Here is a 15,342-nt window from a genome sequence, read left to right as displayed (position 1 = left end):
CCCCGTATTTCGTCCCGTGCTTGACGCAGGCGACGGTCAGCTGATCCAGCTCGACCGGGCGCGCGTCCCGGCTTAGCGATGGCGGCCCGTCGCGCAACAAGGCGCGCGCCCTTTCCAGCGTGTTGTTGAGAAACGGAAGGTCGATCGCATGCGGAAACGCCTCGATCACCCGCACCGCCTCCGCATAATTGCCGGTATTGACGCGGATTCGCGACAGTCGCGCCAGGGCCGAGCCGAAGAAATTCGCTTGATTTTTGCTCAGGGATGGCCCGCATGCTTTCAGCGAAAGCGAGAAAATCCGTTCAAATATTTCGGCCGCTCGCTCGAATTCTCCACGGACGGATAGCACCCTCGCCAGCGATTCCAGGATGGTCATCTTGAGCCCGAGGGTATCGTCTCTCACAGCCTCCAGGAGGGTTTCGAGTAGTCGCAACGCCTCGTCAAGCCGGCCGGTTTCAATCAACAGGGAGGAAAGCCGGTGGGCCAGACCGTGATCTTCCGGATTGACCTCGCGGAGAGCGCGCATATGTCTGAGCGCAGCCTCGGAGTCACGCTCCAAATGGCTGATGCCAGCGTCCCGGCGAACGCCCTTCCAATCCATATAGTGCTTAATCAGGACTCTGCGGAGATCGTACGTATCTTCATTGGCCCCAGCATCCAGCAGGCGTCGTTCCGCGTCCCGCACCGCGTCCGGGTTCCCCTCGAGAATTCTATCGGCTAGCGACATTACCGGGCGGAAGTCAGGGAGCGGACATGAAGTAAGGGCACAGCCGAAGATCCAGACGCAATGAAAGCGGCGACGACTTTCTACCGTCGAACGATTCGACCTCTATCACACGCACTTTGTCTTCTCCAGAGACGTTTCCCGAGAATGCGGGGCCCGGCATCATCGGACGGTTCGGCCTGAAACGCCAAAGGCCCCGCCTGAGCGGGGCCTTTGTGTTCTGATGTCTTTTCGATGCCTCAGCCAGCGAGCGCCGCGAGCAGCAGCAGCGCCACGATATTGGCGATCTTGATCATCGGGTTCACGGCCGGTCCGGCAGTGTCCTTGTAGGGATCACCGACCGTATCGCCGGTCACCGCAGCCTTGTGAGCTTCCGAGCCCTTGCCGCCGTGATGGCCGTCTTCGATATACTTCTTCGCATTGTCCCAGGCACCGCCGCCGGCGGTCATGGAGATGGCGACGAAGATACCGGTGACGATGGTCCCCAGCAGCATGGCGCCGACCGCGGTAAAGGCCGCGCCCTGCCCGCCGATGGCGTTGAACACGAAATAGACCACGATCGGGGCAAGCACCGGCAGCAGCGAGGGAATGATCATTTCCCGAATGGCCGCCTTGGTCAGCATGTCGACCGCACGGCCATATTCCGGCTTCTCCGTGCCTTTCATGATCCCGGGATGCTCACGGAACTGGCGGCGGACTTCCTCGACGACCGCACCGCCGGCCCGACCGACCGCCTGCATGCCGAGCGCACCGAAGAGGTACGGCATCAGACCGCCGATGAAGAGCCCGACCACCACGTAGGGATCCTGCAGCTCGAACGTGACGTTCAGATCCGGGAAATAGTGGGCGAGATCCTCTGTGAAGGCCGCAAACAGCACCAGCGCCGCAAGACCGGCCGAACCGATCGCGTAGCCCTTGGTCACCGCCTTGGTGGTATTGCCGACGGCATCCAGGGCGTCTGTTGTGACACGCACCTCAGCCGGCAGATCCGCCATTTCGGCAATGCCGCCGGCATTGTCCGTCACCGGACCATAGGCATCGAGAGCCACGACCATGCCGGCCAGCGCCAGCATCGTGGTTGCGGCAATGCCGATACCGTAGACCCCGGCCAGAAGATGCGCCGCGATGATACCGCCCGAGATGATCAGAGCTGGCAGCGCTGTCGCCTCCATCGAGACGGCAAGCCCCTGGATCACGTTGGTACCGTGTCCGGTCTCGGAGGATTTGGCGATGGACCGCACCGGACGGTACTCCGTCGAGGTGTAATATTCGGTCACCCAGACGATCAGACCGGTGACGACGAGACCGACGATCACGCAGCCGAAGAGTGTCGTGCCGGTGACTTCCAGCCCGTTCTTCATGGCCAGGCCAGTGTCCCAGCCAAGCGTCTGGCTGATGACGCCGCCGATCAGAATGGCTGACAGAACAGCGCTGACGGTGAGGCCCTTGTAGAGAGCCTTCATGATCTTCATGTCCGAACCGAGCCGGACAAAGAATGCCCCGACAACGGATGCCAGGATGCAGACCGCGCCGATCAGCAGCGGGAAGGTCAGCATCATGTTCATGGTTTCGCCGGTGAAAAAGATTGCCGACAGCAGCATGGTGGCCACGACGGTCACGGCGTAGGTTTCAAACAGGTCCGCCGCCATGCCGGCACAGTCACCGACATTGTCGCCGACATTGTCCGCGATCACGGCCGGGTTGCGGGGATCATCCTCCGGGATACCGGCTTCGACCTTCCCCACCAGATCGGCACCGACATCGGCGCCCTTGGTGAAGATGCCGCCTCCGAGGCGGGCGAAAATCGAGATCAGGGACGCGCCGAAACTAAGGGCCACAAGCGCTTCCAGAATATGCCGCAGGCCCGCGTCTGTTCCGCCGTCGTAGATCTTGATGAGGACTGCATAATATCCGGCCACACCGAGCAGGCCGAGACCAACAACAAGCATCCCGGTGATCGCGCCTGACTTGAAAGCGATGTTGAGCGCCGGCGCCATGCCGACGGTCGCCGCCTGTGCTGTCCGGACGTTCGCCCGCACGGAGACATGCATGCCGATATAGCCTGCGGCACCGGACAGGACCGCCCCGATGACGAAGCCGACCGCGACGGTCAGGCCGAGCGTCAGGCCGAGAATGACTGTAACGACAATGCCGACGATACCGATGGTCGTGTATTGACGGTTGAGATATGCCGCTGCGCCCTCCTGGATCGCGCCGGCAATTTCCTGCATCCGCGCCGACCCCGCATCAGCGGCCAGCACGGATCGGATAGCCCATAGCCCATAGAGCAAGGCCGCCACCCCGCAAAGGATGACAAACGCCAAAGTTCCGCTCATATCGGAAACCCTTCTTTCTTCTTGTGCACATTTCCTCCCAGCAGGGCCCGGTCTTTGCGCCGGGCTCCGGCTGGTACGTCCAATCGAAGGGTGATAAAGGCAGACAGCGGATAATAGTGCGCCGGTCCCCGCCCCACCTTTCGAAGATGTTGAAACCGTAGCAAAAAATCTAAGGCTGTAAAGCGAGTCTAACTGAAGACGAAATTACATCTGCGGAGTCTGCACGCTGTCCCGCAAACGCCAGAGCGCGAACGCGATGACTGCCGTCGCCACCCCGAGAAGCGGCAACACACCGTAATTTACCGCATTCCAGCCATAGGCATTCAGCAATGCACCGGACGCGAAGGACGAGGCGGTAACGGTTCCAAAGACTAGGAAATCGTTCAGGCCCTGCACTTTTGCCCGCTCTTCCGGCGTGTGACATTCCGCCAGCAGCGATGTGCCGCCGACGAACATGAAATTCCATCCAAGACCGAGCAGGACAAGCCCGAACCAGAAGTGCTCGATTTCGATTCCGCTGACGTTGACAACAACGGCACCAGTCAGGATCACTGCGCCGGTCAGCATGACCTGCCGGACACCGAATCGCTGGATCAGCGAGCCGGTGAAGAAGGACGGCGCATACATCGCAAGAACGTGCCACTGGATGACGAAGGCCGCATCGCGGAATTCATACCCGCACCCGACAATCGCAAGCGGCGTGGCCGTCATGACGAAACTCATGACGCCGTAGCCGATCATTGCTCCGATCGCCGCCACCAGGAAAGTCGGCTGGCGCACGATCACCGAGAGCGGCCGGACATGGACCCCTTCAACAGGCTGCGCCGGCGGCGGAATACGAACGAAATAAAGAAACGCGTAGGACAGTGCCTGGACACAGGCGACCACGATGAAACAGCCCGCGTAAACCACGGGCGAAAACAGGTCAAACGACCATTTCGAGAGTTCCGGTCCGACAATTGCTGCGAAGACGCCGCCGGCAAGAACCAGAGAGATCGCCTTGCTGCGAAAGGCCGGACTGGCGGTATCCGCCGCCGCGTGCCGGTAGAAAACGGCAAAGCCCTGGAAACAGCCGATCATCATCGACCCGACCACAAAGATCGCGAAACTCCGTTCGAAAATCCCGTGGAACGCGGTCAGGGCGCCCAGGATGCCGATCGCGATTCCGAGAGCAAACCCGCCGCGGCGTCCGATCCGGCGCATCAGGAACGATGCAGGCAATGTCGTCGCCATGGTTGCGGAAAACTGCAATGCCAGCGGTACCGTCGACCAGGCCGGATCGGAGGCAAGCTGCTGCCCGACGAGTGCGGTCACGGTCATGTTGACGGACATGCCGGTCATGGCGAGCGCCTGACAGACCGCCAACAGAGCGACATTGCGAACGGTCGGATCGCGTTCCTCGATAGCCGAGCTGGTCATGATCTTTGCAGTCCAAAGAAATGGGGACCGTCTGGTAGCACGCCTACCGGCAAGCGGCCAGATCAGGCAGGCATGCCAGCGTCACGCATCACTGCAATGGCCGTTCGAAGACATTCTGGAAGAGAAGCTCGACGACGACCCCCTTGCCAACGATCTCCTCGATTTTCGCAAGGAGACGCTCCTTCAGGAAGGCGCGGTCGTTCACCCCGGGCCTGATCTCCAGCGAAGAAAGCGCATGCACATATTTCAGGATGGCATCAATGATCCGGACCTTCTTGAGGTTCACCAGTTCGAAATCCTCTCCCGGGCGAACCTCGATCAGCATATGCAGCACCAGAAAACGATCCACCTGACCGTCCCGGAAAATTGGAATGCTCAGCGGCTCGAGATCGATCAACTGGGTCACGGCCGGCCGCTCCACGACCGTTTCGTCGCGCGGCGGCACCTCCTTGCCCAGCATTTCCAGCACGACGGGCGGAAGCAATCCCGGCGCGAACATCGAAACGCCGAACACACCGCCGCCGGCAAGTACGAGCAACAGGACAAGGATTACGACTATTTTCATGGCGTCATTTAACCCGCGTGTCACGCATGGGTATAGCCCCGCCGGTCCAGCACCATGATTTTTCCGCTCTCATCCAGCAAATCGACATCCCCGCCGGAGGTCATCCGGCCAATCCGAGTGACCGGGATACCAATCCTGCCGGCAAGACCCGCAATGGCGGTGCGGGCCTTGTCCGGTGCCGTGAAGAGGAGTTCGTAATCGTCACCGCCCGTCACCAGGTCTTCAGCGCGGAAAGCACCGCTGTGAACAAGGTGGCGACCGGCGTCGGAGAAAGGGATCAGGCCAAGGTCGACTTCCGCACCGCACCCGGAGGCCTTGCAAAGGTGCCCCAGATCCTGGAGCACCCCGTCGGATACATCGAGCGCTGCGCTGACCAGACCAAGGAGAGCTTGCCCCAGAGCCGGGCGTGGCCGCGGCAGATGATAACGGTCGGCAAGAAAGGCGCGGTCGATTTCCGGCAGAGCGACGGTGCCGTCCTGGAGGACGGCCAGGCCAAGAAAGGCATCTCCGATGGTGCCGGAGACATAGATATCGTCGCCGGGCCGCGCACCGCCACGCATCAGGGCCTGGTCACCGGGCAGCCAACCGAAGGCTGTTATCGAAATCGACAGCGGTCCCGGGGTCGAGACACTGTCTCCCCCCAGCAGCCTGATGCCATATTCCGCGTGATCCTCGGCCTGCCCCTCGGCAAAGCGCTCGATCCAGGCCTCCGCATCGACCATATCGCGCGGCAAGGCCAGTGTGATCGTGTAGCCGTACGGATCCGCTCCCATGGCCGCGAGATCGGAGATATTGACCCTGAGAGCCTTGCGCGCGATGCGGTCCGGCGGATCATCCGCCAGGAAATGCACCCCGGAGACCAGCGCATCGGCCGTGACGGCCATGCGCATGCCATCTGGGGGTGTGACCAGCGCGGCATCGTCTCTGAGGCCCAGCGCGTCGCTCTGCCCTTCCACAAGGGGGACGAAGTACCGCGCGATACGCCCGAACTCGCCGAGCCCCGCCATCGGCCTATTCGCTCTCGGTGTCCGAGGGCGCAGCCCCCTTCTCACCCTCGCGCAGGGTGCGGGCGATCCGGTCCAGAACTCCATTGATGAAACCCGGCTCTTTATCGGAGAAAAATCCGTGCGCCACATCGACATACTCGGAGATCACGACCGCCGCCGGCACATCGCCATGCGTCAGCAGTTCATGCGCGCCGCATTCCAGGATATTCCGGACAATCGTCTCCAGCCGGTCAATCGCCCAGTCCTCGGACAATGCTCCCTCGATCAGCCGGTCGACCGTCTCCAGATCCGATGTAACGCCGGCCGTGAGCCTTTCGTAGAAGGCCGGGTCGGCCGGGCCGAAACTCTCATTCTCGTCGCCACCCGCCAGACGCAGTTCCTTGAACTCCGCGATGACCCGCGGCGCTGGAATACCGGTGATCGACATCTGGTAGAGGCTTTGTACCGCGGCAAGCCGCGCCGCAGTGCGGCGCTGACGTTCCGGGAGACGCTCTTTGGAACCTGTCATGTTTTTGCTCACTCGACACCAAAACGGCGCTTCAGCGCCACCAGTGCGAGGGCGGCACCCGCCGCATCCTTGCCCTTGTTTTTCTTGTCGACTGCCGCACGGGCCCATGCCTGATCCCGGTTTTCCACGGTCAGGATACCGTTGCCGATGGAAAGCCCCTTCCAAAGCGCCAGGTCCTGCAGGCCACGGGCACTTTCGCCGCAGACATAATCGTAATGGCTCGTCTCACCGCGGATGACACAGCCAAGCGCGACATAGCCTGCATAGGGCTCGCCGTCCGTGCGCTGCGCTGCAATGGCAATGGCGGCCGGAATTTCCAGCGCGCCCGGCACCTCGACCCTGTCGAATTCCACACCGGCTTCCTCGAGCGCCGCGATTGCGCCCTTCACCAGCTCGTCCGCGATATCCTCATAGAAACGCGCTTCGACAATCAGAATGCGGCTCATGCGCCGGCTCCCTCGTCCCCGGTTTTAACGCCGCGCCGCTCGACCATGCTCAGACCGTAGCCTTCAAGGCCGACGATGGTGCGGTCGTGGTTGCTCAGCAGAATCATCTCACGCACGCCAAGATCCAGCAGGATCTGCGCACCGACGCCGTAATCTCTCAACTCGTTCTCGGTCTTTTTGCCCTCGACCTCGGCCCGGAGCTTGCGGCGGACCCGGTCCGAAAGCGCTGTCGCGGACGGCTCCCGGATCAGGACAACGACGCCGGAGCCCTCTTCGCCGATCTGCCGCATGGCATTCTGCAGCTCGCCGCCGGCCCGGTTGCCCGTGCGGTCGCCGAGGACGTCTTCCATGATGCTCAGCGCATGCATGCGGACCAGCACCGGCGCGCCCTTGGTGATGTCCCCTTTCACCAGGGCTATATGTTCCGCATAGGTGATCTTGTTGACATAGACGATCATCCGCCAGTCGCCGCCATACTCGCTGTCGAGCGTGGTTTCAACGGAACGCTGCACGACGGACTCGGTCCGCCGGCGATATTCGATCAGATCGGCAATCGTGGCGACCTTGAGACCGTGAAACTGTGCGAACTGAACAAGATCGGGCAGCCGCGCCATGGTGCCGTCGTCATTCATGATCTCGCAGATCACCCCTGACGGATTGAGTCCGGCCATGCGTGCGATATCAACCACGGCTTCGGTATGTCCGGCGCGAACCAGAGTCCCACCGTCGCGGGCCATCAGCGGAAACACATGCCCCGGCGTGACAATATCGTCCCGCGCCGCCTTGGGATCGATGGCCACCTGGACGGTCCGGGCCCTGTCATGCGCCGAAATGCCGGTCGTCACGCCTTCCCGCGCCTCGATCGAGACGGTGAAGGCGGTTTCATGCCGGGTGCCGTTATTCGCCGCCATCAGGGGCAGACCGAGTTTCTCGATCCGTTCCCGCTCCATGGAGAGGCAGATCAGGCCGCGGCCATATTTCGCCATGAAATTGATCACATCCGGCGTCGCCATTTGTGCCGGGATGCAGAGATCGCCTTCGTTCTCCCGATCCTCATCATCGACAAGGATGAACATGCGTCCCTGACGCGCCTCCTCGACCACCTCTTCGATGGAGGAGAGTGCGGTGCGCAATATCTCGCCGAGCGCTTCAGCCGATTCAGTCATTCCGTGGTTCCCGGACGTCCAACAGGCGCGCAACATAGCGGGCAAGCATGTCGACTTCCATGTTCAAATGGTCCCCCGGCCCACGATCGCTCAATGTGGTCTCCTTCCAGGTGTGATCAATAATGTTCACGCCGAAGGTGTCCGCTGAAACTTCGTTTACCGTCAAAGAGATACCATCGAGCGTAACAGAGCCTTTCGGGGCAACGAATGCAGCCAGACCGGCGGCCGGCTTGAGCATCAACCGCCTGCTGTCTCCTTCCGGAACAATGGAGACAATCTCCGCAAGCCCGTCGACATGCCCGCTGACGATGTGCCCACCGAGCTCGTCCCCGACCTTGAGAGCCCGTTCAAGGTTGATCCGGGTGCCCTCTTTCCAGGCTCCCAGCCCGGTCTTGGAAAGCGTCTCCGCCGAGACATCGGCGGCGAACCAGCCCTCCCCCTTGTCGACAACGGTGAGACAGCAGCCGGAGCAGGCAATGGAGGCACCGAGCGCGACGCTCTCCATATCGAAACCGGCCGACACGGTCATGCGCGTATCGCCGCTTTTCTCGACACGGCGAACCGTACCGATATGTGTGATGATTCCTGTAAACATGGCCGTAACCTAGTTTCGACGACGGTAGGTTTCCACCAGATCTTCACCGACGGCACGGACATGACGCCGTTCGAACCTCGGCATGAATTCAAGCAGCTCGAGACCGAGATCCCGGACCGCGCTCACCCCGTCCCCTCCGATGATGGCCGGGGCCCGGAACCAGACCAGTTCGTCAACGCGCTCCTCGCGGACAAAAGTGCTGGCAAGCTCGCCGCCGGATTCAACCATCAGCCGGGTCACCCCCCGCTCCGAGAGCAGGGACAGGACGGCGTCGAGGTCGAGCCGCCCGTCCTTCACCGCCATTCCGCCAACGACATCGGCTCCCGCCGCTGAAAGGGCCTGTGCTTTCGGATCTTCCGCCGGGACTGCCGTGATCACTGTTGTCGGAATTTCACGGGCTGTCTCGACGACGCTCTGCTCCCTTGTCAGCCTCAGCCCCCCGTCGAGGATCACCCGGACCGGCGATCGGGACAGCAGTCCGGGCAATCGGCAGGTCAGCGCCGGATCGTCGGCCAGAACAGTCCCTATCCCGGTCATGATGGCATCGTGACTGGCGCGTATCTGATGCGACACCGCCCTGGCGCCCGCCCCGGTAATCCACTGACTGCGGCCGTTTGCCAGAGCCACCTTACCGTCAAGAGACGTCGCCAGCTTCAGGGTGACTAAAGGACGGTTTTTCCGGATACGGGTAAGGAAACCCTGATTGAGCTCCTCCGCCTCTTTCTCCAGAATGCCGGAAACCACCTCGATCCCGGCCTCGGTGAGCCGGGTGTGGCCGGTGCCGTCAACCCGGGGGTCCGGATCGCGCAGGGCATAGACTACCCTCGCCACGCCTGCCGCGATAAGCGCGTCCGCGCAGGGTGGCGATGCGCCGTGATGGGCACAGGGCTCCAGAGAGACATAGGCCGTCGCCCCGCGCGCCGCTGCACCGGCATCGGCAAGGGCCACGGGCTCGGCATGCGGCCGACCGCCCGGCTGGGTCCAGCCGCGACCGATAATGCGGCCGTCACGGACGATGACACACCCGACCGACGGGTTCGGCGCTACCTGACCAAGCCCGCGCCTGGCCAATGCCAGGGCGTGCCGCATAAACGAGGTATCTTGATCCATTGCTCCACGCTCCCGTCATGAAACCGGCCCGGAGGAAATCCCTCCGGGCATGATTTCCAGACGCCGGGCGGCGAGGACGGTCAGTCGTCGCCGTCGTGACTGATTTCTTCGACGAATTCCTCGAAGTCTTTGGCTTCACGGAAATTCTTGTAGACCGACGCAAACCGGACATAGGCCACCTGGTCCAGGTTCGCCAATGATTCCATGACCATCTGTCCGATCACTTCGGACGGAATTTCGGCCTCGCCCATGCTTTCGAGACGCCGGACGATGCTGGTCACCATGCGCTCGATCCGTTCAGGGTCGACCGGGCGTTTGCGCAACGCGATCTGGATCGACCGGACCAGCTTGTCCCGATCGAAGGGGGCCCGCTTGCCGGTTTTCTTGACCACTGACAGCTCGCGCAGCTGAACCCGTTCAAAGGTCGTGAAACGCGCCCCGCAGGCCGGGCAGAACCGGCGCCGCCGAATTGCCGCATAGTCTTCCGTCGGACGGGAGTCCTTCACCTGGGTATCGGTGTGGCCGCAAAACGGACAACGCATGGTCTTCCCCCTTCAATCAATCAACTGGCGGCGGGGCCTCCCCCGGCCGCATCGCCGGGTCTAGTAGATCGGGAACCGGTTACACAGCACCTGGACATGTTCCCTGACCTTCTGTTCGGTCAGCGAGCTGTCGTCCGGATTCTGCGCGACGGCGTCCAGCACGTCGCCGATCAGATTTCCGATTTCCTGAAACTCCGCCACGCCAAAGCCGCGCGTGGTCCCCGCCGGCGTGCCGAGACGCACCCCGGACGTGATCATCGGCTTTTCCGGGTCGAACGGAACACCGTTTTTGTTACATGTGATACTGGCGCGCTCAAGTGCAGCTTCCGCCACCTTGCCGGTCAGGCCCTTCGGACGCAGATCGACGAGCAGAACATGTGTGTCCGTCCCCCCTGACACGATATCCAGGCCACGCGCCTTCAGGACCTCGCCAAGCGCTTTCGCGTTTTCGACGACCTGGCGGGAATAGGTCTTGAATTCCGGTCTCAGCGCTTCGGCGAACGAGACCGCCTTAGCGGCGATCACATGCATCAGCGGACCACCCTGAAGTCCCGGGAATACTGCCGAATTGATCTTTTTACCGATCTCCGGATCATTCGACAGGATCATGCCGCCACGCGGGCCGCGCAGGGTCTTGTGTGTCGTGGTGGTAACCACATGGGCATGCGGCAGCGGACTCGGGTGCACGCCGCCGGCGACCAGACCTGCAAAATGCGCCATATCAACGTGGAAATAAGCACCAACAGAATCCGCGATCTCACGGAAGCGTTTGAAATCGATCTCACGTGGGTAGGCGGAGCCGCCCGCGATGATCATTGCCGGCTTGTGTTCCTCGGCCAGCGCCTTGACCTGATCGAAATCGATCAGCGCATCTTCCTTGCGGACACCGTACTGAACCGCCTTGAACCACTTTCCGGAGAGGTTCGGCGGAGCGCCGTGGGTCAGGTGACCGCCGGCAGCAAGAGACAGGCCCATGACCGTGTCGCCCGGCTTGACCAGCGCCAGCATAACGGCCTGGTTTGCCTGAGCGCCTGAATGCGGCTGCACATTGGCAAAACTGCAATCGAACAGCTTGCAGGCCCGCTCGATGGCCAGAGCCTCCGCCTTGTCGACAAATTCACAGCCGCCGTAATAGCGCCGGCCGGGATATCCTTCGGCATATTTGTTGGTCAGAACAGAGCCCTGCGCTTCCAGTACAGCGCGGGACACGATGTTCTCCGAGGCGATCAGTTCGATCTGGTCCTTCTGGCGCGCCAGCTCCTCGCTGATCGCGCCATAAATGGCGGGATCGCTCTCTGACAAGGGCGTCGCGAAGAAGGGGGTACCCGTTGTGTTCGTTTCAAAGGCGGACATCACAGCTCCTGTTCGTATCCCGCAATGCAACGTGGCCTACTCGGTCAGACATCGCAGTGCAAGGACGTGATTTACGTGCTCTCGGCAAATCCGAGTTTGTCGACGCGACGTTGGTGCCGACCGCCTTCGAATTCTGTTGCGAGAAAGACATCAACACAGTCTTTCGCGACTTCCTCGCCGATAAGCCGCGCGCCGAGCGCAAGAACGTTGGCGTCATTGTGCAACCTGCAGAGACGCGCGGAGGTGGTGTCGTGGCAAAGCCCCGCACGCACCCAGTCATGCCGGTTGGCCGCAATGCTGATTCCAATCCCTGTGCCGCACACGACAATCCCGCGGGACGCCTTGCCGTCTTTGAGAACTTGCGCAACCGCCGCGCCGAAATCCGGGTAATCGACAGACTCTGTTCCGTCCGTGCCGACGTCGATGATATCGCAGCCCTTTTCTTCGAGGTGAGCGCGCAATACTTGCTTTAGGGGAAATCCGGCATGATCCGAACCGATCACGATCACGTTATCTGTCATTACCTGTCAGGCTCTTTGTTACAACAAGTGGGCCACCCACTATATACGCGGTGCGATTAGCAGCGAACCACTAATTGCGTGCCGACCATCACTCTGATACGCGCAAGATTACTGACTCGCGCCATAAAATATTCACTGACAGAATTTGACCGCGTATTCCAAAAAGAGTTTGTTTTCGAGAATCAGCGGAATTCACTGCCTTTGAATTCAGGATTTGAAAATCTGAACGCTGCATTAATTCTTGACAACTACTTCGCCCGGGACAATGTTCCGGGGATACCCCAATCAAAATAATGTTCAATATCGGATCTAGAAATGACCGAAGAAACCCGTGAAGACAATCTGGACTCTTCTGAACTACTCCGTATGACCACGGATGTTGTATCCGCTTATCTCGGAAATAACACTGTGGCCGCGTCGCAGATTTCAGAGGTCATCAGCACCGTCCACGAAGCACTTACACACCTTAATACTGAGGTTAACGAACCAGTCGTAGAGCCAGCAAAGCCGGCTGTGCCGATCCGTCGTTCGATTACCCCTGACTACATCGTGTGTCTTGAAGACGGTAAACGTCTCAAGATGCTGAAGCGCCATCTCCGGACGACCTACAACCTGACCCCGGAAGAATATCGCGCGAAGTGGGGGCTGCCGGCCGATTACCCGATGGTCGCACCGAATTATGCGGCTCAGCGGTCCGAATTCGCCAAGAAGATCGGTCTGGGACGCAACGCCGTGAAACGCGGCGGACGCAAGCGGAAAGCCGTCTGATCTCGAAGGCCTTTGTGAGATAAAGCGCCGGAATGCTCCGGCGCTTTATCTTTTTTTGCCAGGCACTTTGAATAATCAGACAAGTTTTCCACGGCCGCGCGGCTGCGTTTGCGATTTCTTATCAATGACATATTTCAGCTTGCGCAATACTGCGTGCTTCAGGCCGGCTTCGCCGCTGGCCGGATCACCGACAATTGACACCTCGACCATACTCGCCGGATCGAATGCACTGACCTTCACGTAATTCCCGGAATGCAGGAATTCGATTATTACGCTGTGCTCGTTCAACTTTCGCGCCATCTTACTTCCCGGCGGTAGAATACAGTCTCGCCTTTGCCGCAGAACGGCAACAATGCCGCAACGGAAATTTGAAGCTGCAACCGCATCGGCGTATATACCTCTGCAACAGATTCAGCAACTTTGGGAGTCTCCCCATGTCCGTCCAACCCGTTGTCGACGCCGCCAAGCCGGCAGGAGCCTCACGGCCACAGTTCGACTGGGAAGATCCGCTCCTTCTCGAACTTGAGCTGACCGAGGAAGAGCGGATGATCCGCGACGCCGCCCGTGCCTATTGCCAGGACAAACTGATGCCGCGGGTCCAGGGGGCCTTCCGGGACGAAGTCTTCCATCGTGAAATCATGAGCGAAATGGGCGAGCTGGGTTTCCTCGGCTGCACCATTGATGGCTACGGCTGCGCCGGTGTGAACCATGTCTGCTACGGTCTGATCGCCCGTGAAGTGGAACGGGTCGACAGCGGCTACCGCTCGGCCATGAGCGTGCAGTCCAGCCTGGTCATGCACCCGATCTATGCCTATGGCAGTGAAGAGCAGAAACAGAAATACCTGCCCAAGCTCGCGACAGGCGAGTGGGTCGGCTGCTTTGGCCTGACCGAGCCCGACCACGGCTCCGATCCGGGCGGCATGGTGACCCGGGCGAAAGGCGTCCAGGGCGGCTATCTGCTCAACGGCGCGAAGATGTGGATCACCAACTCCCCGATCGCCGACGTCTTTGTCGTCTGGGCCAAGACCGATGACGGCCAGATCCGCGGCTTCGTCCTGGAAAAGGGCATGAAGGGTCTGACTGCGCCGAAGATCGAGGGCAAGTTCTCCCTGCGCGCCTCCGTCACCGGCGAGATCGTCATGGACAATGTCGAAATTCCGGAAGAGAACATGCTGCCGAACGTTTCCGGTCTGAAAGGCCCGTTCGGTTGCCTCAACAAGGCGCGCTTCGGCATTTCATGGGGCGCTATCGGCGCTGCCGAGTTCTGCTGGCACCAGGCCCGCCAATACACCATGGATCGCAAGCAGTTCGGCCGACCGCTCGCCGCCAATCAGCTGATCCAGAAGAAGCTCGCCGACATGCAGACGGAGATCACTCTCGGCCTGCACGGTGCCCTGCGGCTCGGACGGATGATGGATTCAGGCAACGGCGCGCCGGAAGCGATTTCGCTGATGAAGCGGAACAATTGCGGCAAGTCTCTGGATATTGCCCGCGTTGCCCGCGACATGCATGGCGGCAACGGCGTTTCCGACGAATATCATGTGATCCGTCACGTGATGAACCTGGAAGCCGTGAACACCTACGAGGGCACCCACGATGTGCACGCGCTGATCCTCGGCCGGGCCCAGACCGGGCTGCAGGCCTTCACCGGCGCCTAAGAAGACTATCTGCAGAGACAAACAGAGGCGGCGGCGTCCTTCGGGCGCCGCCGTTTGCGTTCCTATTTCTTCATCTTGGCGCAGGCCGCGGAAATCGCCGCCATCTGCGGATCGTTCAACGGCTGGCCATTATATTCAAGCCGCCCGGACATGATGTCGTACTCAATCGTGCCTATCCCGGATTCGCCGGCGACACCGTCAGGCAAGGCAAAAAGCTCGGCCACATCAAGCGTGAGCGGAATGGTGATCTTCGTCGGCGCTTCAATAATGACCGATCCCGGCAGATCGGCTCCGACGACCGGCCGCCCCATGGCATCGACACCCGGCTTGTAGTCGACATCCGGCGCCGGCTGGTGGGCAACGATCCGCGCACAGTCCTTCTTCGAGACCTCGATCCCCTCCGGATCCTCGGCCCGCGAGACCCCCGGACGGCCGATCATGAGGCAAAGACTTGCTGCCACAATGAACAGGAAAGGCACCTTGAACTTTCCGCAAAAGAACATGTTCATGTCTTTATCCCCCCTCAACGCGACGTTTGATAACAAGAACCTGCTGAAATTCGTCATCATTTGACCCGAGTGCAAAAAAATTGGTGACGCCCTCACCAACATGTCATATGTTCAC

At 60.8% G+C, this 15,342-nt stretch carries 17 protein-coding genes; 2 read left to right on the top strand and 15 right to left on the bottom strand.

Going from position 1 to position 15,342, the window contains the following annotated elements:
* The 13 genes from RH950_RS01000 to rpiB form a co-directional block, all read right to left on the bottom strand.
* A partial coding sequence (locus tag RH950_RS01000; RefSeq protein WP_350052800.1) for a tetratricopeptide repeat protein occupies positions 1–685 on the bottom strand: 685 nt, incomplete at its 3' end.
* Positions 686–963: 278 nt separating this feature from the next.
* Complete coding sequence (locus tag RH950_RS00995; RefSeq protein WP_350052798.1) at positions 964–3,060, bottom strand: sodium-translocating pyrophosphatase; 2,097 nt, start codon at positions 3,058–3,060, stop codon at positions 964–966.
* A 204-nt stretch (positions 3,061–3,264) separates the two neighbouring features.
* Positions 3,265–4,479, bottom strand: a complete 1,215-nt coding sequence (locus RH950_RS00990; RefSeq protein ID WP_350052796.1) for an MFS transporter — start codon at positions 4,477–4,479, stop codon at positions 3,265–3,267.
* 88 nt (positions 4,480–4,567) lie between these two features.
* Positions 4,568–5,044, bottom strand: coding sequence for a flagellar basal body-associated FliL family protein (locus tag RH950_RS00985; protein ID WP_350052794.1), 477 nt, complete (start codon positions 5,042–5,044; stop codon positions 4,568–4,570).
* Positions 5,045–5,064: 20 nt separating this feature from the next.
* Positions 5,065–6,051, bottom strand: coding sequence for a thiamine-phosphate kinase (thiL, locus tag RH950_RS00980; RefSeq protein WP_350052792.1), 987 nt, complete (start codon positions 6,049–6,051; stop codon positions 5,065–5,067).
* A 4-nt stretch (positions 6,052–6,055) separates the two neighbouring features.
* Positions 6,056–6,559, bottom strand: coding sequence for a transcription antitermination factor NusB (nusB, locus tag RH950_RS00975; protein WP_350052790.1), 504 nt, complete (start codon positions 6,557–6,559; stop codon positions 6,056–6,058).
* Between the two features lie 8 nt (positions 6,560–6,567).
* Positions 6,568–7,005 carry a 6,7-dimethyl-8-ribityllumazine synthase gene (locus RH950_RS00970; RefSeq protein ID WP_350052788.1) on the bottom strand — a complete coding sequence of 146 codons (438 nt, stop codon included), beginning with the start codon at positions 7,003–7,005 and terminating at the stop codon, positions 6,568–6,570.
* Entirely contained in the window at positions 7,002–8,171 is a 1,170-nt protein-coding gene (gene ribB, locus RH950_RS00965; protein WP_350052786.1) for a 3,4-dihydroxy-2-butanone-4-phosphate synthase, read from the bottom strand. Before ribB ends, RH950_RS00970 begins: the two co-directional genes overlap by 4 nt.
* The gene (locus RH950_RS00960; RefSeq protein WP_350052784.1) at positions 8,164–8,766 is read right to left on the bottom strand and encodes a riboflavin synthase; all 603 of its coding nucleotides are present in this window, start codon (positions 8,764–8,766) and stop codon (positions 8,164–8,166) included. Before RH950_RS00960 ends, ribB begins: the two co-directional genes overlap by 8 nt.
* A gap of 9 nt (positions 8,767–8,775) precedes the next feature.
* Positions 8,776–9,876 carry a bifunctional diaminohydroxyphosphoribosylaminopyrimidine deaminase/5-amino-6-(5-phosphoribosylamino)uracil reductase RibD gene (gene ribD / locus RH950_RS00955; RefSeq protein WP_350052782.1) on the bottom strand — a complete coding sequence of 367 codons (1,101 nt, stop codon included), beginning with the start codon at positions 9,874–9,876 and terminating at the stop codon, positions 8,776–8,778.
* An 80-nt stretch (positions 9,877–9,956) separates the two neighbouring features.
* Complete coding sequence (gene nrdR / locus RH950_RS00950; protein WP_350052780.1) at positions 9,957–10,418, bottom strand: transcriptional regulator NrdR; 462 nt, start codon at positions 10,416–10,418, stop codon at positions 9,957–9,959.
* A gap of 60 nt (positions 10,419–10,478) precedes the next feature.
* Entirely contained in the window at positions 10,479–11,771 is a 1,293-nt protein-coding gene (gene glyA, locus RH950_RS00945; RefSeq protein WP_350052778.1) for a serine hydroxymethyltransferase, read from the bottom strand.
* 71 nt (positions 11,772–11,842) lie between these two features.
* On the bottom strand, positions 11,843–12,292 hold the full coding sequence (rpiB, locus tag RH950_RS00940) for a ribose 5-phosphate isomerase B (RefSeq protein ID WP_350052776.1): 450 nt from the start codon (positions 12,290–12,292) through the stop codon (positions 11,843–11,845).
* Positions 12,293–12,607: 315 nt separating this feature from the next.
* Between rpiB and RH950_RS00935 the strand changes: the two genes are divergently transcribed.
* Positions 12,608–13,060: a Ros/MucR family transcriptional regulator gene (locus RH950_RS00935; RefSeq protein WP_350052774.1), complete on the top strand. Its 453-nt coding sequence runs from the start codon at positions 12,608–12,610 to the stop codon at positions 13,058–13,060.
* 75 nt (positions 13,061–13,135) lie between these two features.
* Here the strand turns inward: RH950_RS00935 and RH950_RS00930 are convergent, their stop codons facing one another.
* Positions 13,136–13,360 carry a DUF6898 family protein gene (locus RH950_RS00930; protein WP_350052772.1) on the bottom strand — a complete coding sequence of 75 codons (225 nt, stop codon included), beginning with the start codon at positions 13,358–13,360 and terminating at the stop codon, positions 13,136–13,138.
* A 134-nt stretch (positions 13,361–13,494) separates the two neighbouring features.
* On the opposite strand from RH950_RS00930, the gene RH950_RS00925 reads away from it, so the two are divergent.
* Positions 13,495–14,718 carry an acyl-CoA dehydrogenase gene (locus tag RH950_RS00925; protein ID WP_350052770.1) on the top strand — a complete coding sequence of 408 codons (1,224 nt, stop codon included), beginning with the start codon at positions 13,495–13,497 and terminating at the stop codon, positions 14,716–14,718.
* Between the two features lie 62 nt (positions 14,719–14,780).
* On the opposite strand, the gene RH950_RS00920 is transcribed toward RH950_RS00925, so the two are convergent.
* Positions 14,781–15,227 (bottom strand): hypothetical protein, encoded by a 447-nt coding sequence (locus RH950_RS00920; protein ID WP_350052768.1) that lies wholly within the window; start codon positions 15,225–15,227, stop codon positions 14,781–14,783.
* Between the last annotated feature and the right edge of the window lie 115 nt (positions 15,228–15,342).

Origin of the sequence: Nisaea sp. (genome assembly GCF_040217065.1) — a bacterium.
Taxonomy (GTDB): domain Bacteria; phylum Pseudomonadota; class Alphaproteobacteria; order Thalassobaculales; family Thalassobaculaceae; genus Nisaea.
Note: the sequence above shows the minus strand (reverse complement) of the source record. Positions and strands in the feature narration are given on the sequence as shown.

What these genes read in the sequence shown, in the direction of transcription:
- RH950_RS00990 (WP_350052796.1), bottom strand. Translation starts at nt 4,479, where the DNA reads ATGACCAGCTCGGCTATCGAGGAACGCGATCCGACCGTTCGCAATGTC.
- RH950_RS00985 (WP_350052794.1), bottom strand. Translation starts at nt 5,044, where the DNA reads ATGAAAATAGTCGTAATCCTTGTCCTGTTGCTCGTACTTGCCGGCGGC.
- nrdR (WP_350052780.1), bottom strand. Translation starts at nt 10,418, where the DNA reads ATGCGTTGTCCGTTTTGCGGCCACACCGATACCCAGGTGAAGGACTCC.
- thiL (WP_350052792.1), bottom strand. Translation starts at nt 6,051, where the DNA reads ATGGCGGGGCTCGGCGAGTTCGGGCGTATCGCGCGGTACTTCGTCCCC.
- glyA (WP_350052778.1), bottom strand. Translation starts at nt 11,771, where the DNA reads ATGTCCGCCTTTGAAACGAACACAACGGGTACCCCCTTCTTCGCGACG.
- RH950_RS00925 (WP_350052770.1), top strand. Translation starts at nt 13,495, where the DNA reads ATGTCCGTCCAACCCGTTGTCGACGCCGCCAAGCCGGCAGGAGCCTCA.
- RH950_RS00995 (WP_350052798.1), bottom strand. Translation starts at nt 3,060, where the DNA reads ATGAGCGGAACTTTGGCGTTTGTCATCCTTTGCGGGGTGGCGGCCTTG.
- RH950_RS00970 (WP_350052788.1), bottom strand. Translation starts at nt 7,005, where the DNA reads ATGAGCCGCATTCTGATTGTCGAAGCGCGTTTCTATGAGGATATCGCG.
- ribB (WP_350052786.1), bottom strand. Translation starts at nt 8,171, where the DNA reads ATGACTGAATCGGCTGAAGCGCTCGGCGAGATATTGCGCACCGCACTC.
- RH950_RS00935 (WP_350052774.1), top strand. Translation starts at nt 12,608, where the DNA reads ATGACCGAAGAAACCCGTGAAGACAATCTGGACTCTTCTGAACTACTC.
- RH950_RS00920 (WP_350052768.1), bottom strand. Translation starts at nt 15,227, where the DNA reads ATGAACATGTTCTTTTGCGGAAAGTTCAAGGTGCCTTTCCTGTTCATT.
- RH950_RS00960 (WP_350052784.1), bottom strand. Translation starts at nt 8,766, where the DNA reads ATGTTTACAGGAATCATCACACATATCGGTACGGTTCGCCGTGTCGAG.
- nusB (WP_350052790.1), bottom strand. Translation starts at nt 6,559, where the DNA reads ATGACAGGTTCCAAAGAGCGTCTCCCGGAACGTCAGCGCCGCACTGCG.
- RH950_RS00930 (WP_350052772.1), bottom strand. Translation starts at nt 13,360, where the DNA reads ATGGCGCGAAAGTTGAACGAGCACAGCGTAATAATCGAATTCCTGCAT.
- ribD (WP_350052782.1), bottom strand. Translation starts at nt 9,876, where the DNA reads ATGGATCAAGATACCTCGTTTATGCGGCACGCCCTGGCATTGGCCAGG.
- rpiB (WP_350052776.1), bottom strand. Translation starts at nt 12,292, where the DNA reads ATGACAGATAACGTGATCGTGATCGGTTCGGATCATGCCGGATTTCCC.